The sequence below is a fragment of the Acinetobacter sp. P1(2023) genome, assembly GCF_028367635.1.
Classification (GTDB): Bacteria; Pseudomonadota; Gammaproteobacteria; order Pseudomonadales; family Moraxellaceae; genus Acinetobacter; species Acinetobacter pittii_E.
The window spans coordinates 60,070-84,782 of record NZ_JAQNDD010000012.1 but is presented as its reverse complement, the minus strand read 5'-3'; the positions used below and the strand labels follow the sequence as shown (position 1 = coordinate 84,782).

The window sequence follows — 24,713 nt, the reverse complement described above, 5'->3', positions numbered from 1 at the left end:
GTTAAATTTTCACATTTTTAATAAAAAAAGGGTTCATGTGATGAATAACATAGTAAAAGGAAGCAGTATTGCTTTAATTTTTATAGCTTTAAGTGGTTGTGGGTCTGACGATAATGATTCGACACCGACACCGACACCGACACCGACACCGACACCAACACCAACACCAACACCAACAAGTGTAGCGGACCGCTTCGTTGGAAGTTGGTTAGCGGGCAAAGGAGGTTGTATTAACGGTTCTGCTCTAAAAATGAATGTTATTAAGGTTTCTGATAACAGCGTACGATTTGCTAGTGAAACTATACGCTATGAGAATGAATCGAACTGTACAGGTAACATTGTTGCAAGTTACCGCCAAGCTGAAGATTTTAGTCTGGTTTCAAATATTGGAGCACCTCAGACAATACAAACCTCAAGCTATAACAAAGTAGATTGGCAGCTTGTTGTAGCTGGAGAATTGGAGCAAAAACAACCTGCTATTTTAGGTTTTAAAAATGCAAATCAATTCTGCCTAGTTCCTACGAATGAACCAAATGCGATACATAATTATTTGCAGCAAGCAAACTTTGATCTCATGAATACTTGCTTCACAAAAACAACTCCACCAGCAAGCATGCAAAAGCCGACACAAGTATTGGCAACAGCAAGTTATAGACTAGCGGACAATAAAGAATCTTGGGCAGATCTATTAACTCAACTTAATGATCAAGGACGCCAAGGCTACGCCCTTCTCACACCATCTGTAAGTTTGGATAATCCTGATAGTAGCTTTGCTCTGTATAAAAATTTATATGTCAAAAATAATAAATCCACTGACACATACACCTATAAAACAGTTGATGTTAAAACTAACTCAGTAGCAAACCGTTATTTACTATGGGTGAATGAGTTAAATAAACAAGGTAGCTTAGGCTATATATATAAACTCTCATTTGGAGAAGTGACTTCGAATACAGATAAATATTTATTTGTGAAAAATGATAAGAAACCAGCAACTTATACTTACTCAAATCGATTCTTAACTAACACCTCTCGCACAACAATTTTAAATGCCTTCAATGAACTTGGTGCACAAGGTTGTAAGCTAATTTACGCTAACTCAGAGTTCACCAATAATGGCACAACGAATGGAACCTTCTATGTACCTACTTGCGTAAATAGCAGTACACATAACGGAACCTATGCTTATCGTTATTTTGAAGTTCCAAAACATATTCCGTTTAACAAGGAGGATGCAATAAAACTTGAGAAACTCCTTAAAGAGCAGGCAGCTGAAGGTTATAGACTGGTTGATGCGAACAATAATCTCGGCTTCTTTAATATTGATGGTTATCTATTTGAACGTGATAGCGAAAATACAGGACCTATTGAATATAAAGTATTTATTGAAGATGCTGCATCCGAAACAGATGAGCCATATCTTGTTGAAAATCGAATTCAAGACCAAGGTAAATTAGGCTGGTTCTTTGCGGTCCGACTCGGATCAGTCTATACAAACTCACCAACGAATTATGATTTGGCAAGTGGTGTAGTTTTCCCTAAATAAGACATCTAAAGCAAATAAGGCCACAATTGTGGCCTTATTCTTATTCAAAATCCGATAGCTTATCCTAAGTTTTTAAAACCCTGCTGACGCCATGCTTCATAAACAATTACGGCGGTTGCATTAGATAAATTTAAACTTCTTGAGTTTTCAGCCATCGGCAAACGAATCCACTGTTCTTGTGGAAACATTAAGCGAACATGTTCAGGCAAACCACGTGTTTCTGGCCCCATCAGTAAAGCCACAGGCCGGTTCAAATCAACCGTATGTGGAGTTGCAGAACCTTTAGTTGTGAGGGGAAAAACATGCTCGACACCTTTAGCTTTTAAATCTGCAAGGCAAAGCTCTATATTGTCCCAAATCTGCATACGTGCCCATTCATGATAATCAAGGCCTGCTCGTTTGAGCTTTTTATCATCTAATTCAAAACCTAGAGGTTTGACTAAATGCAACTGTGCGCCCGTATTAGCACATAAACGAATGATATTGCCTGTATTGGCAGGAATTTCAGGCTCGTATAGGACAACATGAATCACAAATTTTCTCGACTTAAATAACCAGCAATAAACTCAAATGAGCTTATTGCCATTTTAACTGTTCACGTAAACTTACCACTTCACCAATAATAGTTAAAGTTGGCGCCACGATATGATGTTCAGATACTTTAGTTGCGATATCAGCTAATGTTCCAACAACAACTTTCTGTTCTGGTGTGGTTCCTTTAGAGATTAAAGCCACCGGCATATTGGCACGCTGACCATGAGCAATAAGTTGCTCACAAATACGCTCCAAGCCAACTAGCCCCATATATAAAACCAAAGTTTGATTTTCATAAACCAGCTCATTCCAAGGAAGTTCAGGTGAACCTTCCTTTAAATGCCCAGTCAAGAAACGAACACTTTGTGCATAATCACGATGTGTTAAAGGAATACCTGCATAAGCTGAACAGCCTGATGCTGCAGTTATACCCGGTACAACTTGGAAAGTGACATTCGCTTCAACCAGCTCTTGAATTTCTTCACCACCACGCCCAAAGATAAACGGATCACCACCTTTTAGACGACAAACACGCTTTCCTTTTTGAGCATACTCAACCAGTAAAGCATTGATGCCATCTTGGGGAACAGAGTGATTCGAACGAGCTTTACCCACATAAATTTTAGTCGCATCACGGCGGCAAAGTTCTAAAATGGGTGCAGAAACAAGACGATCATAAATCACGACATCTGCTTGTTGCATAAGACGTAATGCTTTTAGTGTCAGCAACTCTGGATCGCCGGGTCCAGCCCCTACCAAATAAACCTCACCTTTAGGTGCAGTCCATTCTGTTAAGGCTTGCTGAATCAAATCATTTGCAACGTCTAAATTGTCATTAAAAACTTGTTCTTTTAATGGGCTAGCATAGAGGTTTTCCCAAAAGATTCGACGCTCATCGGGGTTAGTAATCTTTTCTTTTACTTGCTTACGCCATTGACCAGAAAACTCAGCCAATTTACCCATGCCATGTGGAACAATCGTTTCGATTTGAGTACGAAGTTGTCTCGATAAAACTGGCGATGCACCATTTGAGGCAACAGAAATGATCAATGGAGAACGATCAATAATGGCTGGAACCATAAAACGGCAGTGCGGAATATCATCGACACTATTTACTAGTAAATTACGCGCTTCACATTGCTCAAAAACAGCTTTGTTCACCTGCGCATCATTAGTTGCCGCAATGACTAATCGATAAGACGTATTTAATACTTTTTCGGCAAAAGACTCAGCAAAATACTCTCCACCAGTCGTTTTGACCAATTGTAAAAGCTGCTCTTCAATTGCAGGAGCAATAATATCAATTACCGCTCCTGCTTTGGCTAGAAGGTTTGCTTTACGTAGCGCAATATGCCCACCACCCACAATCAGACAACGTTGCTTTTGCAACTTTAAAGAGATTGGAAAAATATCCACCTTAAACCTCTACATGAATCATCTGATTTAGGTTAAGCAAAAACCGTGCACAATTTAGATGCAAAGCTTAGTCAATAAACGTTACACCACCCATATATGGGCGTAATACTTCTGGAATCTCGATAGAACCGTCTTCACGTTGGTAATTTTCCATTACAGCAAGCAAAGTACGTCCAACTGCAAGACCTGAACCATTTAAAGTGTGCACCAATTCGGTCTTCTTTTGATCCATTCTGTAGCGTGCTTTCATGCGGCGTGCCTGAAAATCACCCATATTAGAGCAGCTTGAAATTTCACGATAAGTATTTTGGCTTGGCACCCAAACTTCTAAGTCGTAAGTTTTAGTCGCACCGAAGCCCATATCCCCACCACAGAGCAAAATTTTGCGATATGGCAGGCCAAGTGCCTGCAAAATGCCCTCAGCATGAGCAGTAAGTTCTTCAAGTGCCTGCATAGAAGTTTCAGGTTTAACGATTTGCACCATCTCAACTTTATCAAACTGATGCTGACGAATTAAACCACGTGTATCGCGACCATAAGAGCCTGCTTCGCTACGGAAACATGGCGTATGCGCTGCATATTTTAAAGGTAAACGTTCGGCATCAATAATCTCATCACGAACAAAGTTAGTAACAGGAACTTCTGCTGTAGGGATGAGGTAATATTCTTTTTCGCCTTGAAGTTTGAATAAATCTTCTTCAAATTTTGGTAACTGACCAGTACCGCGCAGTGAATCAGCATTTACCAAATAAGGCACATAAGCTTCTGTATAGCCATTTTTTAAAGTATGGGTATCGAGCATGAATTGTGTTAATGCACGTTGTAAGCGTGCTAAAGGGCCTTTCAATACGCTAAAACGTGAGCCAGTCAATTTAGTCGCAGTCTCAAACTCTAGACCGCCCATCCACTCACCTAAATCAGTATGATCTTTGATTTCAAAATCAAACTGACGAGGCGTGCCCCATTTTGAGATTTCAACGTTATCATCTTCATCCTTACCAGCAGGAACAGATTCATCTGGTAAGTTAGGAATACTCAGCGCTTTTTGTTCAATCTCGTTTTGTAGCTCTGATAAAGCAACTTCAGCAGCTTTGATTTCATCACCAATGGCTTGCATACGCGCCATGATTTCAGAAGCGTCGCCACCGGATTTTTTAATCTGACCCACTTGTTTTGCACCGGCATTACGTTCTGCCTGCAATTTTTCAGTTTTCGATTGCAAGTCTTTACGGCGAGTTTCTAAAGAAGCCCATTCTTGAACATCTAATTGAACACCACGTTTTGCCAAAGCCGCATTAACGGCTTCAATATTATTTCTGAGTAACTTAGGGTCGATCATAATCAATCATAATATGGGTAAAAAACTGGCTATAGTGTAAGGCCTTAACACTAAAAAATATAGTGATCATCTTCATAACGAATAGCTTTCACACAATTCTTAGAATAGATCACCTATTTTAGAACTTATAGTTTGGCACACTCGGCAAATACTCAAGTTTAATGAATTTACTCGCTTCAAAATACGGCAGTGTTAATTCAGACATTCCCTCTGCATAAGACGCCAACTCATAGATTGGATATACAAATACAATGCCATTCGCTCCATAGTAAAAATTATCGCTTAGCTGAAGTTTTTCACGATTGATATTGTGCTCTTGAAGCCAATTTGTATTTGCATCATAGAGGGCATCAACCAACTGTTTTTCAACGTCTGGTTGAATAAGTTCAGCAACAGTAATGTGCTTTTTATTTAATAAATCAAAATTTACAAACTCTTGATGAGACATACCATGAGCCGCACCAGCTGAGTACGAATAAGTCTGTAATGCAAAAGTCGCAAGATTATAATTTTGTCCTAAATAGCGAACATAAATTGCACTTTGGCTCGAACTCGGTTCACCTTCAGGTACTTCGACAGGTTGATCGGCTAAATTTGCAAAAGCATTCGGATCTGCTTTCTTTATACGATTGGTGAAGTAATCATTAATCCATTTTTGACTAGTCTGTACGGTTTGAAAATCATACTCCGTACACCCGTCTTCTAAACAAACTTTTGATTTTGGCAATTTTACTGGGATTACTTTTGCTTGAATCACAGGAACATCAGCCTCTTTAGTCTCTTTAACTTTTGCAGTTGAAGTGGCCTGCTCCTCTTTAGCTGCTGACTTTGGTTGGCAACCACTCACAATTGCCATTGCAGCCATTAATGGAAGAATACAAATAATTTTTTTATCGTAAAGTCGCATAATAATCCCCATGAATTTACCCCTATTACTATACAAAGCGTAAGAATAAGACGGGGTTAAAAAATGTATCTATCTCTCTTGCATAGAAAAAAGCTACCGTGAAGGTAGCTTTTTTTGAGAGGTATTCATTATTGGTCAATAACATCTGTACCTTTTGGCGGCGTAAAGTTAAAGACAGATGCAGGAATTGAGGCATTTACCTTAACATTCTTAAAGCGCACATAGGTGGTTTGACCTAATGAATCTTGCAACACCATCAGTGTAGGGGCTTTATTTGCTCCAAAACTAATGGTTAAGCTTTGGAATGCACCATCTTCTTTTTTAGGGAATAATGTGAAATAGAGTTTAGATTTATCGGGTTGCGTTACACGATAAGACTTCATGATTTGGTTGGTATTACCAGAGAGTAATAACGCTGGCGTATCTGCAACCTGCTCATCTAAGCTTTGACGGACTGCTTGCTGTAAATCTGGGTCATAGATCCAAACTGTTTTCCCGCTCGTTACAATTGTTTGTTTAGCAGGACTTACTGTTTCCCAATAAAATTTCCCAGGACGTTCAACTTTCATTGAGCCTTTAAATGTCTGGTTCATATGCTGTGCACTTAAACTCTTTTTCTGTGCCACAGTTTTTGTATTGGCTTTTGTTGTTTGTTCAAAGTCGGCAGTCAAACGCTGTAAACCTGATAACTGATTAACCAGGTTCCCAATTGCCTGTTGCTCCGGTGCTGCTACAGGCGCAGCAAACACTGTAGTGCTCATTACAGGAGCAAGCACTGACGCGCTAAGTGTAATAGCACACATAGTTTTACGAAGCATATTCATGTCATCACCTTTTTAGTTGCTGTAAGACAACTTGCCTTCTTTCAAAGTTATGAAACTTGGCAAGCTCTTAATTCAAGACTCATATTAACCGACAAACTCTGTGCTAATCATTGAGAAAATAAGATATTTTGTTATGTTATTCATGTTGTTTGTAGAATTTCATTCATCATGATGAAGATAAATAAAAATTAAAACCATAAAAAAAGCCCACAAAATGTGGGCTTTTTTGAAGCTAAAACTTATACAGTTTCAACTTTTACGTAGCGACGGCCAAATTGACCTTTCACTTCGAATTTTACTACGCCGTCAGCAGTAGCAAATAAAGTATGGTCACGGCCCATACCAACATTTGCACCAGCGTGGAACTCTGTACCACGTTGACGAACGATGATGTTACCAGCAGTTACAGCTTGACCGCCGTAAACTTTAACACCTAACATTTTTGGGTTTGAATCACGACCGTTCTTCGTCGATCCACCGGCTTTTTTAGTTGCCATGTCTCTTACTCCTCGTGATTAGCCTGAAATACCAGTAATTTTCAACTCAGTGAACCATTGACGGTGACCTTGTTGTTTACGGTAGTGTTTACGACGACGCATTTTGATGATGCGGATTTTGTCGTGACGACCATGACCAATCACTTCTGCAGTTACTTTAGCGCCAGCTACAACTGGAGCACCGATTTGAATGTTGTCACCGTTTACAACCATTAATACATCATCAAATGTAATAGTCGCACCAGATTCAGCTTTCAATAATTCAACTTTAAGGGTTTCACCCTCAACTACACGGTGCTGTTTACCACCGCTTTGGATTACTGCGTACATAATGTACTCCAATCAGCCCGTGTCGTCGTGTCGATAAAGGGATATATCGATCTTAAAACGATCGCCACTGGGGTTATACAAGGCGACAGATTTTAAGTGAAATTTGATCAAACGACAAGTATTTTCTATCTATCAGTAAAGCATGATCCCCTATTCTTACAAAATCGAACAGCTTGGATTGGAATTTAGCAGTTTTCATTGATTCTGAATGAAAATTAAAATACAGTTCCAGACACAAATTGCGTCAAGAACAAGTTGTATTAATGCTGATGTCATTAAATTTATTGTTTTGCCGGAAACATCATGTTTTGCTTAAATAAAGAACAAAGAACGCTTAAAGACAATAGAAATGATTAATATCAGCCACTTGTTAACCTGTGCAACTCATCTTTAATTGATACACTAACGCCACTTATCTACCAATACGGGGTTTTTCTTCATATGGTCATCGATTTCAAGCAAGACATTCTTGCGCCTGTTGCCTCAGACTTTGCTGCGATGGATCACTTGATTAATGAAGGAATTAGCTCAAAAGTCGGTTTAGTCATGTCTGTCAGCAAGCATGTCGTTGAAGCTGGCGGAAAGCGTATGCGCCCAATCATGTGTTTACTTGCAGCCCGTGCTTGTGGTTTAGATAACATGGTAAACGCACAGCGTTTAGCTGCAATCATTGAAATGTTGCATACTGCGACATTAGTCCATGATGATGTAGTAGATGAATCTGGGCTTCGTCGTGGTCGTCCTACAGCAAATGCGACATGGAACAATCAAACAGCCGTATTAGTCGGTGACTTCCTTATTGCCCGTGCTTTCGATTTATTGGTTGATTTAAACAACATGACTTTATTGAAAGACTTTTCAACAGGTACATGTGAAATTGCTGAAGGTGAAGTATTACAACTGCAATCCCAGCATCAACCAGATACAACTGAAGAAACTTATTTAAAAATTATTCATGGTAAAACGTCTCGCCTGTTTGAGTTGGCTACAGAAGGTGCTGCTATTTTGGCAGGGCAAGAAGCTTACCGTGAACCATTAAGAATGTTTGCTGGTCATTTTGGTAATGCGTTCCAAATCATTGATGATATTTTAGACTACACATCAGATGCTGAAACATTAGGTAAAAATATTGGTGATGATTTAATGGAAGGTAAGCCAACTTTACCGTTAATTTCTGCATTAGCGCACTCAACAGGTGAAGAGCATGCGATTATTCGTCGCAGTATCGCCACTGGTGGAGTAGACCAATTACCTCAGGTCATCGAAATTGTACAGAAGTCTGGTGCTTTAGATTATTGCAACCAACGTGCCCAAGAAGAAACAGAAGCAGCACTGCAAGCTTTATCAAACCTACCCGATACACCGTATCGTCAGGCATTGATTAACTTAACTCAGCTTGCGTTACATCGAATACAATAGATATTATTTTGCCTATGCATGTAAATTTTTCAGAACATTTTTTAAAAATAGAGAAGCAGCTTGAGGATCCTCAAGCTGTCATTGATGAAAATCTACTGATTGAACTCGTCAATGTCGTCCGCCCATCCGACCCAGAGGATACGGATGAAATTAAGAACAAAATACAGGCTTTAATTGAAAGTCTTTTACGCACACCTACAGCACCCTTTTTATTACAAACTTTCTTATTACGTTTGATTAATCGCTATAAGCAAGTCAGCTTATATGCGGACAGCGGGATTTTGTCTTTAGATGGTTTCTGGAACCAGCTCGGACAAAGACTTGGAGCACATTTTTTACCGCTAATCGAAGACTCAAGCCAACTCAAAATTTTAATTGGAAAAATTTTCTATTTAGAAAGTGACAAAATCTGGCTCAATAATATTGCTGATGAAGATTGGTCAAATTTATTTAGTCTTATTGGGCAAAGCCAAAGTAATGTCGATGAAAAGCTTGTCATTCAAAGTGAAATGATTAAAGCCATCACTGTCTTATCTTATCGAATTAGTGGAATTGGACTTTATCCCGAATTTATTAATGCTCAACCAGAATTAACGGAATATGAATCTCCATTTTTAGTTCAAAATCGTGAAATTATTGAGTTTATAGAAAAATATAAGAAACAAGAACTTTCTGATCATGAAATTGCAGTTATTGCTCCTCCCGATGCATCACAAGCATTCGTTATGTTGGAACAATGTCGGGATGTTGTATTAAAGATTCGCCGTGCTACGAAAAGAATTGGTGTTAGTTTAAGTTTGACTTATTTACTGTCATTACTTGAACAATGTCTTGATCGTATTGAACTATTACTTTATCTGGTCGTAGACAACACTCATGGAAAATATATTTCCTTAGGACATCTTATTTCCGATTTAACCAAGGCACACTACAGCGAAAAAAGTGTGCGCTCTTTACTCAGCACAACCAGTGAACTCATTGCCTTTCAGGTTACCGAAAATGCCAGCCGTACAGGTGAGCATTATGTAAGTACAGATACCAAAGGCTTTTGGGGAATGTATAAAGCAGCCGCTGGTGCAGGTGTCATTATTGCCTTTATGGCATCTTTAAAAATTCTTGCATCAAGAATGACCATGGCTCCGCTCATGCAAGCCTTTACGTTCAGTATGAATTATTCTCTGGGTTTCATTCTGATTCATGTTCTGCACTTTACTGTTGCAACCAAACAACCCGCTATGACTGCTGCGGCCCTCGCTGCAACGGTACAACAACGTAAAGGCTCTAAAACAGCTCAGATTGCAGAGTTAGCGGCCCTCATTATTAATATTATCCGAACACAGTTCATTGCTATTTTGGGTAACATTTCAATTGCAATCCCTACTGCAGCACTGATTACTTTTGCTTGGCAGTTTTACCTCGATGAACCGTTATTAACCCATACCAAGGCGACTTATCTACTACACAGCTTAAACCCCTTTACGTCATTAGCAGTGCCTCATGCCGCAATTGCGGGAGTATGTCTATTTTTGTCCGGTCTGATTGCTGGATATTTTGACAACATGGCTGTTTATCGAAAAGTTGGTCCACGCTTAAGAGCGCATCGTCGTTTAGCTAACTGGTTTGGGCAAGATCGACTTAATCGTTTTGCTGAATATATTGAACGTAATTTAGGTGCTTTAGCCGGTAACTTCTTATTCGGCATCATGTTAGGAAGTATGGGGACCATAGGCTTTATTTTAGGCTTACCTTTAGATATTCGTCATATTGCCTTTGCATCTGCCAACTTTATTCAAGGTTTAATGACCATTAATGGCAGCCCGGATATTGGCTTGATTATAGTCTCCTTTCTCGGTGTGCTATGTATTGGTCTGACTAACTTATTCGTGAGTTTCACCCTTACTATTATTGTGGCATTAAGAGCGCGTCGAGTCCGCTTTGAACAATGGAAACCTTTAGCCAAGTTAGTCATGACCCATTTCCTGACTCGCCCGAGCGATTTTTTCTGGCCACCAAAACAACCATTAGAACTTGAAGAAAATACCTCAACAAATAGCGGAAAAAAAACAGAACACTAAAAGTTTTGCTTTGTACACAGAATGTGACTTTCGTCAATTTTGTTGTGATTGTTTTTCCAAATGTTAAAAAAATTTCAAAATGAATTTACGATGATCTATCAGGCTTGAAAAAAAGTGTACTGGCAAGTACACTTTTAACGGCTTTCAGTAGTGGACACTGCTTGAATAAGCAAAGGTATATACATGCCCTATATATTGCTTTTTATTGGTTGTATTTTTTTAGGATTAGGTGTTCTTGGCCTTTTTGTACCGAGACTTCAATCTTTGGATCTTCTCACCGTTCAAATATTGAGTGAAAATCGTTCAGATTATCTTAACTCTATTACGATCTTTTTAGCACGTATAGGCGGTATGCCTTTTGTATGTTTTTTATCCTTTCTGGTATGTGTATATCAAGCATGGTATAAAAAATATATTACTGTTATTTTCATTAGCGTGGGGGTTCTTGGCAGTATCACCATGGGTTGGCTGCTCAAGTGGTGTGTTGACCGTCCTAGACCTTCACAGGCATATCATATTGTCGAAAGTTATGGTGCATCGTTCCCAAGTGCACATAGTGTTTATGCATCAACACTAGCTTGTCTGGCAATGTTAATGTTATGCCATAGGCCCAACATTAACTCTCCTTATATCATTTTGATCTCCTGTTTTTGGTTTATCTGCATGGGGCTTTCAAGAATATATGCTGGAGTTCATTTTCCAACAGATGTACTCGCCGGTTGGGGCATAGGTTTTATTTGGATTGCACTGCTTTGGCTCTGGTTATTACAAACACAAAGTAGGTTAAGTAGAAAACAAATATATTTTTAGATTTTATCTAAACGAGGTGGAACAATGATGTCGGCTAAGCTTTGGGCTCCTGCCCTTACTGCTTGCGCATTAGCAACAAGTATCGCACTTGTTGGTTGTAGCAAAGGCTCCGATGAGAAACAGCAAGCTGCTGCTGCTCAGAAAATGCCGCCTGCAGAAGTAGGTGTTATTGTTGCTCAACCACAAAGTGTTGAACAAAGCGTTGAGCTTTCTGGCCGTACTTCAGCATATCAAATTTCTGAAGTTCGCCCTCAAACAAGCGGTGTGATTTTAAAACGCTTGTTTGCTGAAGGAAGCTATGTTCGTGAAGGTCAGGCGCTTTATGAGCTCGACTCTAGAACGAACCGTGCAACGCTTGAGAATGCAAAAGCTGCTCTTTTACAACAACAGGCAAATCTAGCTTCACTACGTACCAAGCTAAACCGTTATAAGCAACTTGTTTCAAGTAATGCTGTATCTAGACAGGAATATGACGACTTACTTGGTCAGGTTAATGTTGCCGAAGCACAAGTTTCTGCAGCTAAAGCTCAAGTAACGAATGCAAATGTTGATCTTGGCTACTCTACAATTCGTTCACCAATTTCTGGTCAGTCTGGACGTTCTTCTGTAACAGCAGGTGCTTTAGTTACTGCAAACCAAACTGATCCTTTAGTGACGATTCAGCAGTTAGACCCGATCTACGTTGATATTAACCAGTCTAGTGCCGAGTTATTGCGTTTACGTCAACAACTCAGCAAAGGCAGTTTAAACAATAGTAACAACACGAAAGTGAAATTGAAGCTCGAAGATGGTTCAACTTACCCAATCGAAGGACAACTTGCTTTCTCTGATGCTTCGGTTAATCAGGATACAGGAACGATTACTTTACGTGCCGTATTCTCAAACCCGAATCACCTGTTACTTCCAGGCATGTATACCACTGCACAGATTGTTCAAGGTGTAGTGCCTAATGCTTACCTGATTCCTCAAGCTGCAATTACGCGTTTACCTACAGGTCAAGCCGTAGCAATGCTTGTTAATGCCAAAGGTACTGTTGAGAGTCGTCCTGTTGAAACCTCTGGTGTTCAAGGACAAAACTGGATTGTGACTAACGGTCTTAAAGTTGGTGATAAAGTGATTGTTGATGGTGTTGCCAAGGTTAAAGAAGGGCAAGAAGTTTCAGCAAAACCTTACCAAGCTCAACCAGCAAATCCACAAGGCGCAGCTCCAAATGCGACAAAACCGGCTCAATCAGGTAAACCTCAAGCAGAACAGAAAGCATCTTCAAATGCATAAGGGGTAGATTGAATGGCACAATTTTTTATTCATCGCCCCATTTTTGCGTGGGTGATTGCATTAGTCATTATGTTGGCGGGTATTCTCACGCTAACAAAAATGCCTATTGCACAGTATCCGACGATTGCACCGCCAACAGTTACGATTGCTGCAACTTATCCTGGTGCATCGGCTGAGACTGTTGAAAACACCGTAACCCAGATCATTGAACAACAAATGAATGGTCTAGATGGTTTACGTTATATTTCATCTAACAGTGCTGGTAACGGTCAAGCCTCTATTCAATTAAACTTTGAACAAGGTATTGATCCAGATATTGCACAGGTTCAGGTTCAAAACAAGCTGCAATCTGCAACTGCACTTTTACCTGAAGATGTACAACGTCAAGGTGTAACTGTTACTAAATCTGGTGCAAGCTTCTTGCAAGTTATTGCATTTTATTCACCAGATAACAACTTGTCTGACTCTGACATTAAAGACTATGTAAACTCGTCTATTAAAGAACCGCTTAGCCGTGTGGCTGGTGTTGGTGAGGTAACGGTCTTTGGTGGTTCATACGCAATGCGTATCTGGCTTGATCCAGCTAAGTTAACCAGTTATCAGCTTACACCTAGTGATATTGCGACAGCTTTACAAGCGCAAAACTCACAAGTAGCTGTAGGTCAATTAGGTGGTGCACCGGCTGTACAAGGTCAAGTGCTTAACGCAACAGTAAATGCACAAAGTTTGCTGCAAACTCCTGAACAGTTTAAAAATATCTTCTTAAAGAACACAGCATCTGGTGCTGAGGTTCGATTAAAAGATGTTGCTCGCGTAGAATTAGGTTCTGATAACTATCAATTCGACTCGAAGTTTAACGGTAAACCAGCAGCTGGTCTTGCAATTAAGATTGCAACTGGTGCGAACGCACTTGATACTGCCGAAGCAGTTGAACATCGTTTATCTGAATTACGTAAGAACTATCCAGCGGGTCTTGAAGACAAACTGGCTTATGACACAACTCCATTTATTCGTCTTTCAATTGAAAGTGTTGTACACACATTAATTGAAGCGGTAATTTTGGTATTCATTGTCATGTTCTTGTTCTTACAGAATTGGCGTGCAACGATTATTCCAACACTTGCTGTACCAGTTGTTGTATTAGGTACATTCGCTGTTATTAATATCTTTGGCTTCTCAATTAACACCTTAACCATGTTCGCCATGGTATTGGCAATTGGTCTTCTGGTCGATGATGCCATCGTCGTCGTCGAGAACGTCGAACGTGTTATGAGTGAAGAGCATACCGATCCGGTTACGGCGACTTCACGATCAATGCAACAGATTTCTGGCGCGTTAGTTGGTATTACGAGTGTATTAACAGCTGTATTCGTACCAATGGCATTCTTTGGTGGTACAACTGGTGTAATTTACCGTCAGTTCTCGATTACCCTTGTAACAGCAATGGTTTTATCGTTAATTGTGGCGTTAACATTCACACCGGCACTTTGTGCAACCATTTTAAAACAGCATGATCCTAACAAAGAACCAAGTAATAATATTTTTGCTCGTTTCTTTAGAGGCTTTAACAATGGTTTTGACCGCATGTCGCATAGCTACCAAAATGGTGTTAATCGCATGCTTAAAGGCAAAATCTTCTCTGGCGTACTTTACGCTGTGGTTATTGCTTTATTAGTGTTCTTGTTCCAAAAACTCCCGTCTTCATTCTTACCAGAAGAAGATCAGGGTGTGGTAATGACACTTGTTCAATTACCACCAAATGCAACGCTTGACCGTACAGGTAAAGTGATTGACACCATGACAAACTTCTTCATGAATGAAAAAGACACTGTGGAATCTATTTTCACCGTTTCGGGCTTCTCATTCACAGGTGTTGGTCAAAATGCTGGTATTGGCTTCGTTAAATTGAAAGACTGGAGTGAACGTACTTCACCTGAGTCTCAAATTGGCGCATTGATTCAGCGTGGTATGGCATTAAACATGATCGTTAAAGACGCATCTTACGTTATGCCATTACAGCTTCCAGCAATGCCTGAATTAGGTGTAACAGCCGGATTCAACTTGCAACTTAAAGATTCAAGTGGTCAAGGCCATGAGAAACTTATTGCTGCACGTAATACGATCTTAGGTTTGGCTGCACAAGATAAACGTCTTGTGGGTGTTCGCCCTAATGGTCAAGAAGATACACCGCAGTATCAAATTAATGTAGATCAGGCTCAAGCTGGTGCTATGGGCGTGAGTATTGCCGACATTAACAATACGATGCGTATTGCATGGGGTGGCTCATACATTAACGATTTCGTTGACCGTGGACGTGTGAAAAAAGTTTATGTTCAAGGTGATGCGGGTAGCCGTATGATGCCTGAAGACTTAAACAAGTGGTATGTACGTAATAACAAAGGCGAGATGGTTCCGTTCTCTGCATTTGCTACTGGCGAATGGACATATGGTTCTCCACGTCTTGAACGTTATAACGGCGTGTCATCGGTTAACATTCAAGGTACACCTGCACCTGGCGTAAGCTCTGGTGACTCAATGAAAGCGATGGAAGAAATTATTGCTAAGTTACCATCTATGGGCTTACAAGGTTTCGACTATGAATGGACAGGTTTATCACTTGAAGAACGTGAGTCTGGTGCTCAAGCTCCATTCTTATATGCACTTTCATTGTTAATCGTTTTCCTTTGCTTGGCCGCATTGTATGAAAGCTGGTCGATTCCGTTCTCGGTTTTACTTGTAGTACCACTCGGTATTATTGGTGCAATCGTATTAACTTACTTGGGCATGATTATTAAAGGAGATCCAAATCTCTCAAATAACATTTACTTCCAGGTAGCAATGATTGCGGTAATCGGTCTTTCTGCAAAAAATGCGATCTTGATTGTTGAGTTCGCAAAAGAGCTGCAGGAAAAAGGTGAAGACCTGATTGAGGCAACTTTACATGCCGCAAAAATGCGTTTACGTCCAATTATCATGACTACCCTTGCCTTCGGTTTTGGTGTACTTCCGCTTGCCCTTTCAACTGGTGCTGGTGCAGGAAGTCAGCACTCTGTCGGTTACGGTGTACTCGGTGGCGTACTCAGTGCAACGTTCTTAGGTATCTTCTTTATCCCTGTATTCTATGTGTGGATTCGTAGTATCTTTAAGTACAAACCAAAAACCATAAACACTCAGGAGCATAAATCGTGATGCAAAACGTATGGTCTATTTCAGGTCGTAGCATTGCGGTATCTGCACTTGCGCTTGCTTTGTCAGCTTGTCAAAGCATGCGCGGCCCAGAACCAGTCGTGAAAACCGATATTCCACAAAGCTATACATATAGCGCTTCTGGTACGTCTATTGCTGAACAGGGTTACAAACAGTTCTTTGCTGACCCTCGTTTGCTCGGAGTGATTGATTTGGCACTTGCCAACAACCGCGACTTACGTACAGCAACGCTCAATATCGAACGTGCTCAACAGCAATATCGAATTACGCAGAATAACCAGCTTCCAACAATCGGGGCAAGTGGTAGTGCAATTCGTCAGGTTTCACAAAGCCGTGATCCGAATAACCCCTACTCTACTTATCAAGTAGGTTTGGGTGTAACTGCCTATGAGCTTGATTTTTGGGGCCGTGTACGTAGCTTAAAAGATGCTGCGTTAGATAGTTACCTTTCAACACAAAGTGCACGTGATTCGACTCAAATCAGTCTAATCAGTCAAGTTGCTCAAGCATGGTTAAATTATTCTTTCGCAACAGCGAATTTAAGACTTGCAGAGCAAACACTTAAAGCACAGCAAGACTCTTACAATCTCAACAAAAAACGTTTTGATGTGGGTATCGACAGTGAAGTTCCACTACGTCAGGCACAGATTTCTGTAGAAACTGCGCGTAATGATGTAGCGAACTACAAAACACAGATTGCTCAAGCACAAAACTTGTTGAACTTGTTAGTAGGCCAATCAGTTCCACAAAACTTGTTGCCAACCCAACCTGTAAAACGCATTACTCAACAAAATGTGTTTACAGCTGGTTTACCAAGTGACTTGCTTAACAACCGTCCAGATGTAAAAGCTGCCGAATATAACTTAAGCGCTGCTGGTGCGAATATCGGTGCTGCAAAAGCACGTTTATTCCCAACGATTAGCTTAACGGGTTCTGCAGGTTACGCATCAACTGACTTAAGTGATCTATTTAAGTCGGGTGGTTTTGTGTGGTCAATTGGACCAAGCTTAGATTTACCAATCTTTGACTGGGGCACTCGTCGTGCCAATGTAAAAATTTCTGAAACTGATCAGAAAATTGCATTGTCTGATTATGAAAAATCAGTTCAGTCTGCGTTCCGTGAAGTTAATGACGCACTTGCAACTCGTGCCAACATTGGTGAGCGTTTAACAGCTCAACAACGTTTAGTAGAAGCAACTAACCGCAACTACACACTTTCAAATGCCCGCTTCCGTGCTGGTATTGATAGTTACTTAACGGTTCTTGATGCACAGCGTTCATCTTATTCAGCAGAACAAGGTTTGTTATTGCTTCAACAAGCAAACTTAAACAACCAAATCGAGTTATACAAAACTCTAGGTGGTGGTTTAAAAGCAAATACTTCCGATACAGTGGTTAATCAACCATCTAGTGCTGAACTTAAAAAGCAATAAGTTTTAAATAACTTATTCATAAAAGCTCACTTCGGTGGGCTTTTTTATTGCAACTCAACTGAATATTTTTTATCTTGAAACCTTAAGAATTTAGATTGATAAAAAACAATGTTACTGAGTAATTTAGAAAGTGTTCCAGGCCACCAGATTTTGAAACAGCTTGATGTTGTTTATGGAAGTACGGTTCGTAGTAAGCATGTTGGCCGTGACTTGATGGCAAGTTTAAAAAATATTGTAGGTGGTGAACTTACGGGTTATACCGAATTATTAGAAGAATCTCGCCAAGAAGCCATGCAACGTATGATTGTAAAAGCCCAGCAGCTTGGTGCGAATGCAATTGTCGGTATACGCTTTTCAACTTCAAATATTGCCCAAGGTGCTTCTGAGTTATTCGTATATGGCACAGCAGTAGTTGTGGAACCTCAAGCGCCCCATCTACCCGATCCATTTAATGCATAGGTAGAAAATGGACAATCTTATTTTTCAGCTTGTTATTTTTCTCATTCTTTTCAGTATTGGCTGGGCTTTTGGACGTCATATTGAAAGAAAACATTTGAATGAACTTTTAGAAAAAGAGCAACAATTTGCCCATATCAGAATTGATACCAATCGTTTTGCAACAAGTGATCAACTGGGCCATTTTATTAGCAGTAATGTGGTCATTTCTCATGACTATTTTAAATATGTATTGGCATCTATAAAGAATGTTTTGGGTGGAAGACTGACCAGTTATGAAAGTATTGTTGAGCGTGCTCGCCGAGAGGCTATTGTACGTTTAAAACAACAAGCCCATACCGCAGGAGCTAACCATATTATGGGAGTTCGGCTGAGTACAACCGAACTTGGTATGCAAGGTGGAATGGTTGAAGTATTTGCATATGGTACAGCAGTAAAAGATTAATACTGCCCTACAGCAGAAAAGTGAATGCGTGGATTACCAATATTTTTAGTTAAATGTTGGCAAATCCCTGTAATTTTCCAACGGTCCTGTTGTTTAGCCAAAGTGAAGTAATAACGACCAAAAGAATGAAAATAGTCATTTTCTGAAAAACGATAAATCTGATAATTACACTCTAGCCATGCTTGGTCTTGTTCAATACGAATAATTGGATTACTCAAATTGTGCTGTAGTCGCAAATGGGATAAAGCTTGCTGCCGAGAACCTTTATACTCATGACAAGACACGACACATAAAGGCTCGCCCCTAAACTGAAAATAATCCACCTCAAGCTGATCTGCCAACAACTCATCAAAAGCGTCCCAATTTTTCTGGTCAAAGACCAATTGAAAACGCGTGATGACTTCTAAAATACGGTGATAATCCTGATCCATGGCGAACCTTCTATACGGGTTTTTCACCAATTTAGCACGGCAATATCACTTTTTTATTTTACTTTTGTTTTCCGAATCATTTTATAAAGAAGTTTTGGTGACATCCGAGAAACCATTACACCTAGTTTTTCTTTAGTCCCCCCCACAACGATATATTCTTGACCCTGCATTAAAGCTTTCACAGCTTGCTCTGCAAAAACATCCGCGTCTAAACCATTTTCAATTGCTTCATCTTGGTGGCCTTGGGGTTCCCCTGCACCATTAAGTGCATTGAACGAAACGTTAGTTTTTACAAAACCAGGGAAAATAACTGAAACTTCAACACCTTGATCTGAGACCTCAGCACGCAAACTATTTGCCCACATGTGAATTGCTGCTTTAGCAGCCGAATAGCTTGCACGGTACTGAGTCCCTAATAAACCCGCTACACTCGACACAAATACAACTCGACCAGACTTTTGTTTTAGCATGGTCGGCAGCACAGTTTTGGTTAACGCGACTTGCGAGAAATAATCGACTTCCATAATGGCGCGTTCAGTTGCCATGGTCGTATCTTTAATTAAAGCGCGTTGACTCAAACCTGCATTATTGATGAGCCAGTCAATACGACCTTTAGCCTTTAAAATCTCTTTGTAAGCTTCTTGAACCTGCTTTTCATCAGTAATATCTGCAACCACAGACAAATGATGATCTGGGTTTAATAAACCAACCCGAACCTCTTCTAGCTCTTCAAAACGGCGCGAGGTCAAAATCAACTTTGCCCCTTGTAAAGCGAGCTCTCCTGCTAAGGCCTTACCCAAACCAGAAGATGCGCCCGTAATCCATACCACTTTATTTTGCAAAGTATCAAGTTTGGCCATGTGATATTCCTATTATCTTTTTAAATTATGCTGCTTGATGCATGAAGGCCAAAAAGTGGTTGATATAATGAGTTGCTGTGGTCTGATCGACCTGTGTCCCTAACTTTTCCAAACGTTTATAGCCCAAATGCGTTGTCATGTTGATGACTCCGTTAAGAGTTTTATCGACAACTAAATTAAATTTTAAACGCTTTTTTGGTTCACGTACTAGGCTTGTTACGCCTAAATCCACAATTTCTATAAGCGTCTCAAATGCAGCCGTAATACTTTGCATATTACCGTCACGAATTTGCTGCGTAAGGGTTTCGGTTTGTTGTACAAGTTGAAGTGTGACCGGATAGGTAATATAAACTTGCTGCCCCTGCTCTTTCATGAGAGAGGTCATGTAGTCAACTAAAGGTAAAAGACGTTCATTTCCAAAAAATGAAACCGACCAAGGCATGTATTTTCGAAAAGTCTCTAAAACTTGCTGAATAACTTTTTCAGACTCAGCTTGTTGTTTTGGAGACATAGTTGTATTCCCTGACTGTAAAAGTACAGAAAAAACCTGCTCAATAATTTCGCAAGAAAGTTCAGACAATACATCCCCCAAAACTTTTGCCTGACTTTGGCTTACCCCATCATGCAGTTTTTGCCGAATAGCCTCGAATTGGGTATAAGTCGAATCGGAAATTTTCAAAAAAACTTCATAACTCATCAGCAGCATCCTTTTTCAATTCTTTTGTAATTTTTGTGTCGTGTCGCTACACGATTAAATTGTGATCCATCTTTCATAAATCTACCGTTTTTTGAAAAAAATACAAAACCGTTTATCTGTTTTCAGCACATTAATTTCGAGGCATTTTTTTGCTACAATAGGTGCAATTTTTTATGCATATTCGATCTAAGCTACTATGACTGACGCTCAAACCGCTCAAAATATTGCCACCACATACGATCCAACCGAGATCGAAAAGAAGTGGTACAAAACGTGGGAAGAACAAGGTTACTTCAAACCTTCTGGTCACGGTGAATCATTCTGTATCATGATTCCGCCACCAAACGTCACTGGTAGTTTGCACATGGGCCATGGTTTTAACAATGCCATTATGGATGCCCTTACCCGTTATAACCGTATGATGGGCAAAAACACGTTGTGGCAACCAGGTACTGACCACGCCGGTATTGCAACTCAAATGGTTGTTGAGCGTCAACTTGGCTTACAAGGTGTAACTCGTCACGACTTAGGCCGTGATAAGTTCATCGACAAAGTTTGGGAATGGAAAGAACAATCTGGCGGCACAATCACTAAACAAATTCGTCGCTTAGGTTCTTCGGTAGACTGGTCACGTGAACGCTTCACGATGGACGAAGGTTTATCAAATGCTGTTAAAGAAGTATTCGTTCGTTTGCACGAAGACGGTTTAATTTACCGTGGTAAGCGCCTTGTAAACTGGGATCCTAAACTTCAAACAGCTCTTTCTGACCTTGAAGTAGAAAGCAAAGAAGAAAAAGGCTCACTTTGGCACTTTAAATATTTCTTTGAAGACAAATCAGTTAAAACTCAAGACGGCAAAGACTATTTAGTCGTTGCAACAACTCGTCCTGAAACTTTACTTGGTGATACTGCGGTTGCTGTTCACCCTGAAGATGAGCGTTATGCACACCTTGTTGGTAAAAATATTGTATTGCCAATCACAGGCCGTTTAATTCCGATCGTTGCTGACGACTACGTTGAAAAAGACTTCGGTACTGGCTGTGTAAAAATCACCCCTGCTCATGACTTCAATGATTATGACCTAGGTAAACGTAATAGCTTGCCAATCATTAATATCTTCAACAAAAACGCCGAAGTTTTAGGTGAGTTTGAATATATTGCAAAAGCTGGCGAACAAATTTCTAAAACGATTACTGCACCTGCGGACTATGCGGGTTTAGAGCGTTTTGAAGCACGTAAAAAATTAGTTACTCAAGCTGAAGCGGAAGGCTGGTTAGATCAAATCCAACCGTATGACTTAAAAGCTCCACGCGGCGACCGTTCAGGCGTGATCATTGAGCCATTACTGACTGACCAATGGTACGTAAAAATTGCGCCTCTTGCTGAGCCTGCAATTGAAGCAGTTCAAGATGGCCGTATTAAGTTTGTTCCAGAGCAGTACAGCAACATGTACATGGCATGGATGCGTGACATTCAAGACTGGTGTATTTCACGTCAGCTTTGGTGGGGTCATCGTATTCCAGCTTGGTACGATGCAAATGGCAATATCTATGTTGGCCGTAACGAAGAAGAAGTACGTGCGAAAAACAACATCGCTGCTGACGTTGAACTTAAACAAGACGAAGACGTTCTTGATACATGGTTCTCATCTGCACTTTGGACATTCTCAACCTTAGGTTGGACTGGCGACGCACAAAAAGATGCAGCAAACGATTTCTTAAAAACCTTCCACCCAACAGATGTGTTGGTGACTGGTTTTGACATCATTTTCTTCTGGGTTGCCCGTATGATCATGATGACCCTACACTTCATGAAAAATGAAGATGGTTCATCGCAAGTTCCATTTAAGACTGTTTACGTTCACGGCTTGGTACGTGATGGTGAAGGTCAAAAAATGTCGAAGTCTAAAGGTAACGTACTTGACCCATTAGACTTGATTGACGGTATTGATTTAGAAAGCTTAGTTGCGAAACGTACAACTGGCCTAATGAACCCGAAAGATGCTGCGAAGATTGAAAAATCAACGCGTAAAGAGTTCCCAGAAGGCATTAATGCTTACGGTACTGATGCAGTTCGTTTCACGTTCTGTGCACTTGCAAACACGGGTCGTGACATCAAGTTCGACTTAAAACGTGTTGAAGGCTACCGTAACTTCTGTAATAAAATCTGGAACGCAACTCGTTTCGTTCTGATGAATGTTGAAGGTCAAACTGTTGGTCAACAAGCTCGTCCTGATCTTTGGGAACTTCCAGAACAATGGATTATTAGCCGTCTACAAAAAGCAGAAGCTGCTGTACATCAAGCGTTTGCAACGTATCGTTTAGACCTTGCTGCACAAGCGATTTACGACTTTATCTGGAATGAATACTGCGACTGGTACGTTGAATTAACTAAACCAGTTCTGAACGATGCAGAAGTTTCAGAAGAGCGTAAAGCTGAAGTACGCCGTGTATTACTTGCTGTAATGGAAGCTTCTTTACGTTTGGCTCATCCGCTTATGCCGTATTTGACAGAAGAAATCTGGCAGACTCTTGCACCAATGCTTGGTCAAGGCGGCCCAACGATTATGACTGCTCAATACCCTATTCCTGAGCAAGCAAAAATCAATGAACAAGCTGAAGCAGATATGCAATGGCTTCAAGGTTTGATTGGTGCAGTACGTAACATTCGTGGTGAGTTGGGCTTAGGTAATGCGCGCTTGTTGCCAGTATTACTTCAAAACACATCTGATGCTGAACGTGAACAAATCATTCGTATTGAAGCATTGTTCAAAGCATTGGCTAAAGTTGAAAGCATTGAGTTCTTGAATAAAGACCAAGAGCCACCTTTGTCTTGCTCTAGCGTTGTTAGCCATGCATCGGTATTTGTACCAATGAAAGGTTTAATCGATCCTAAAGCTGAGCTTGCTCGTTTGCAAAAAGACTTGGATAAAATCCAAAAGCAACACGACCAAATCGCGGGCAAACTTGCAAATGAAGGCTTTGTTTCTAAAGCACCAGCAGCTGTTGTTGAAGGTGAAAAAGCGAAGCTTGCTGAGTTTGCTGCTCAGTTAGAGAAAGTTAAAGCGAACATGGAGCAGATTGCTGCGCTTTAATACAGTCATTTGATTCAAAAAATCCCCTCTAATGAGGGGATTTTTATTATTATTCTATCCCCCAACATGGAGAGAAGTTTCAAATCACCCCATGCCCCAACAACATCTCTACCCCACTCACTTTTTTCATATGTTTTAACCGCTCTTTTTCCCACTTCACCTGCTGTTTTAACTCAGCACAGTCGGCATCTACAGCTTTATAAACATCACTAATATGCACATGCTCAGCTTTCACATTCTTGGCTAACTGAAAAGAATCCAAAATCTCAGCTATTTGACTTTCAAGCTGCTGACTTTGTGCATCCAAAGCAAGTTTATAAAACCGCAACTGCTCGGCAGATAGTTCTTTAGCGCCTAACCCTTTATTCTGTTCAAGTTGTAACTGGAGTTTGAGTAAATAAAACAAATCCTGCTTTTCATAGGCCTGACTTGCATGTTGGAACAGCTCAGTTTTTTCTTCTTTCTTTGTTTCATCTTGCTCACGGTCTGGGTGAATCATCGCGGCAATTTTTAAATATACTGTTTTGAGTGACTGCGCTGCCATTTGCTCAGCTTGTTCACGTTTCTGTTGCTGCCTTTGCTGTTTGGCCTGTTCCCGCGCTTGTTGTTGCTCAGCCGCATACTGTTCAAAGTCTTCCTCTAACTCTGCACTTTGCTCAGCACTTACTTCGTATTCAAATTTTATTGAATGAGCTTTTTTATTCTTTTTACCGACTCCCCCTGCATGTTGTTGATAAAAGATATCGATTTGCTTCACCAACTCTAACTGTTCGGCAGATAAGATTTTGGAACGCTTCAACATTTGTGCAAGCTGAGCAATTTTTTCATCGAGTTGTTGTATATCTACTTTGGAAAACTCATGACTATGCAACATATTCCAGAGTTGCTCTAACTGCTGAAATAGCACTTCATGCAAATCGCTATATACAGGCACCAGTTTTTGCCGAATATGCTGTTGAATCTCAGCTTGTGCATTTTGCCATGTGCTCAGGCTAATTTTTTGCTGCTCAATTTTATCAATCAGGCGATTCAGTTTTTTCTGCTGTGCAGACGGTTCCGACCTTTGCTGCAAGCTGACTTTGAGATCAAAGGACATACTCATCTACCCGAAAAAGAAA

General features: G+C 40.3%; 21 protein-coding genes. 10 read left to right on the top strand and 11 right to left on the bottom strand.

The window, feature by feature from the left end; translation table 11 throughout:
* Positions 1–40: 40 nt before the first annotated feature.
* Complete coding sequence (locus POD11_RS15905) at positions 41–1,546, top strand: PT dipeptide repeat lipoprotein (protein WP_262457888.1); 1,506 nt, start codon at positions 41–43, stop codon at positions 1,544–1,546.
* Between the two features lie 59 nt (positions 1,547–1,605).
* On the opposite strand, the gene POD11_RS15900 is transcribed toward POD11_RS15905, so the two are convergent.
* From POD11_RS15900 to rplU, 7 genes are all read right to left on the bottom strand, one after another.
* On the bottom strand, positions 1,606–2,079 hold the full coding sequence (locus tag POD11_RS15900) for a tRNA (cytidine(34)-2'-O)-methyltransferase (protein WP_002116042.1): 474 nt from the start codon (positions 2,077–2,079) through the stop codon (positions 1,606–1,608).
* Positions 2,080–2,122: 43 nt separating this feature from the next.
* Positions 2,123–3,496 carry a siroheme synthase CysG gene (cysG, locus tag POD11_RS15895; protein WP_239968196.1) on the bottom strand — a complete coding sequence of 458 codons (1,374 nt, stop codon included), beginning with the start codon at positions 3,494–3,496 and terminating at the stop codon, positions 2,123–2,125.
* Positions 3,497–3,563: 67 nt separating this feature from the next.
* Entirely contained in the window at positions 3,564–4,835 is a 1,272-nt protein-coding gene (gene serS / locus POD11_RS15890; protein ID WP_016143201.1) for a serine--tRNA ligase, read from the bottom strand.
* A gap of 118 nt (positions 4,836–4,953) precedes the next feature.
* Positions 4,954–5,754, bottom strand: a complete 801-nt coding sequence (locus POD11_RS15885; protein WP_262457885.1) for an RsiV family protein — start codon at positions 5,752–5,754, stop codon at positions 4,954–4,956.
* Between the two features lie 116 nt (positions 5,755–5,870).
* On the bottom strand, positions 5,871–6,566 hold the full coding sequence (lolA, locus tag POD11_RS15880) for an outer membrane lipoprotein chaperone LolA (protein WP_016143199.1): 696 nt from the start codon (positions 6,564–6,566) through the stop codon (positions 5,871–5,873).
* 239 nt (positions 6,567–6,805) lie between these two features.
* Positions 6,806–7,063, bottom strand: coding sequence for a 50S ribosomal protein L27 (rpmA, locus tag POD11_RS15875; protein ID WP_002116037.1), 258 nt, complete (start codon positions 7,061–7,063; stop codon positions 6,806–6,808).
* 18 nt (positions 7,064–7,081) lie between these two features.
* On the bottom strand, positions 7,082–7,393 hold the full coding sequence (gene rplU / locus POD11_RS15870; protein ID WP_000271409.1) for a 50S ribosomal protein L21: 312 nt from the start codon (positions 7,391–7,393) through the stop codon (positions 7,082–7,084).
* Between the two features lie 441 nt (positions 7,394–7,834).
* Between rplU and sdsA the strand changes: the two genes are divergently transcribed.
* The 8 genes from sdsA (at position 7,835) to POD11_RS15830 (ending at position 18,513) form a co-directional block, all read left to right on the top strand.
* On the top strand, positions 7,835–8,812 hold the full coding sequence (gene sdsA, locus POD11_RS15865) for an All-trans-nonaprenyl-diphosphate synthase (RefSeq protein WP_262457883.1): 978 nt from the start codon (positions 7,835–7,837) through the stop codon (positions 8,810–8,812).
* A gap of 14 nt (positions 8,813–8,826) precedes the next feature.
* Entirely contained in the window at positions 8,827–10,887 is a 2,061-nt protein-coding gene (locus tag POD11_RS15860) for a site-specific recombinase (protein WP_262457907.1), read from the top strand.
* A gap of 183 nt (positions 10,888–11,070) precedes the next feature.
* Complete coding sequence (locus POD11_RS15855; RefSeq protein ID WP_016143196.1) at positions 11,071–11,697, top strand: phosphatase PAP2 family protein; 627 nt, start codon at positions 11,071–11,073, stop codon at positions 11,695–11,697.
* Between the two features lie 24 nt (positions 11,698–11,721).
* Entirely contained in the window at positions 11,722–12,972 is a 1,251-nt protein-coding gene (gene adeI / locus POD11_RS15850; protein WP_016143195.1) for a multidrug efflux RND transporter periplasmic adaptor subunit AdeI, read from the top strand.
* A 12-nt stretch (positions 12,973–12,984) separates the two neighbouring features.
* Positions 12,985–16,161, top strand: a complete 3,177-nt coding sequence (gene adeJ, locus POD11_RS15845; RefSeq protein ID WP_016143194.1) for a multidrug efflux RND transporter permease subunit AdeJ — start codon at positions 12,985–12,987, stop codon at positions 16,159–16,161.
* Positions 16,161–17,612 (top strand): multidrug efflux RND transporter outer membrane channel subunit AdeK, encoded by a 1,452-nt coding sequence (gene adeK, locus POD11_RS15840; RefSeq protein ID WP_239968245.1) that lies wholly within the window; start codon positions 16,161–16,163, stop codon positions 17,610–17,612. Before adeJ ends, adeK begins: the two co-directional genes overlap by 1 nt.
* A 108-nt stretch (positions 17,613–17,720) precedes the next feature.
* Positions 17,721–18,071 (top strand): YbjQ family protein, encoded by a 351-nt coding sequence (locus POD11_RS15835; RefSeq protein ID WP_262457882.1) that lies wholly within the window; start codon positions 17,721–17,723, stop codon positions 18,069–18,071.
* A gap of 7 nt (positions 18,072–18,078) precedes the next feature.
* Positions 18,079–18,513, top strand: coding sequence for a YbjQ family protein (locus POD11_RS15830; protein WP_016143192.1), 435 nt, complete (start codon positions 18,079–18,081; stop codon positions 18,511–18,513).
* On the opposite strand, the gene POD11_RS15825 is transcribed toward POD11_RS15830, so the two are convergent.
* Genes POD11_RS15825 through POD11_RS15815 form a run of 3 tightly spaced genes read right to left on the bottom strand, consistent with a single transcriptional unit; the run spans position 18,510 to position 20,501 of the window.
* Entirely contained in the window at positions 18,510–18,944 is a 435-nt protein-coding gene (locus tag POD11_RS15825) for a nuclear transport factor 2 family protein (RefSeq protein WP_224992908.1), read from the bottom strand. The two genes, POD11_RS15830 and POD11_RS15825, sit on opposite strands and share 4 nt — an antisense overlap.
* A gap of 53 nt (positions 18,945–18,997) precedes the next feature.
* Positions 18,998–19,804, bottom strand: coding sequence for an SDR family NAD(P)-dependent oxidoreductase (locus POD11_RS15820; RefSeq protein WP_262457880.1), 807 nt, complete (start codon positions 19,802–19,804; stop codon positions 18,998–19,000).
* A 25-nt stretch (positions 19,805–19,829) separates the two neighbouring features.
* On the bottom strand, positions 19,830–20,501 hold the full coding sequence (locus POD11_RS15815) for a hypothetical protein (RefSeq protein ID WP_262457877.1): 672 nt from the start codon (positions 20,499–20,501) through the stop codon (positions 19,830–19,832).
* A gap of 196 nt (positions 20,502–20,697) precedes the next feature.
* Between POD11_RS15815 and POD11_RS15810 the strand changes: the two genes are divergently transcribed.
* The gene (locus tag POD11_RS15810; RefSeq protein ID WP_262457876.1) at positions 20,698–23,595 is read left to right on the top strand and encodes a valine--tRNA ligase; all 2,898 of its coding nucleotides are present in this window, start codon (positions 20,698–20,700) and stop codon (positions 23,593–23,595) included.
* 79 nt (positions 23,596–23,674) lie between these two features.
* On the opposite strand, the gene POD11_RS15805 is transcribed toward POD11_RS15810, so the two are convergent.
* Complete coding sequence (locus POD11_RS15805) at positions 23,675–24,691, bottom strand: molecular chaperone DnaJ (protein ID WP_262457874.1); 1,017 nt, start codon at positions 24,689–24,691, stop codon at positions 23,675–23,677.
* Between the last annotated feature and the right edge of the window lie 22 nt (positions 24,692–24,713).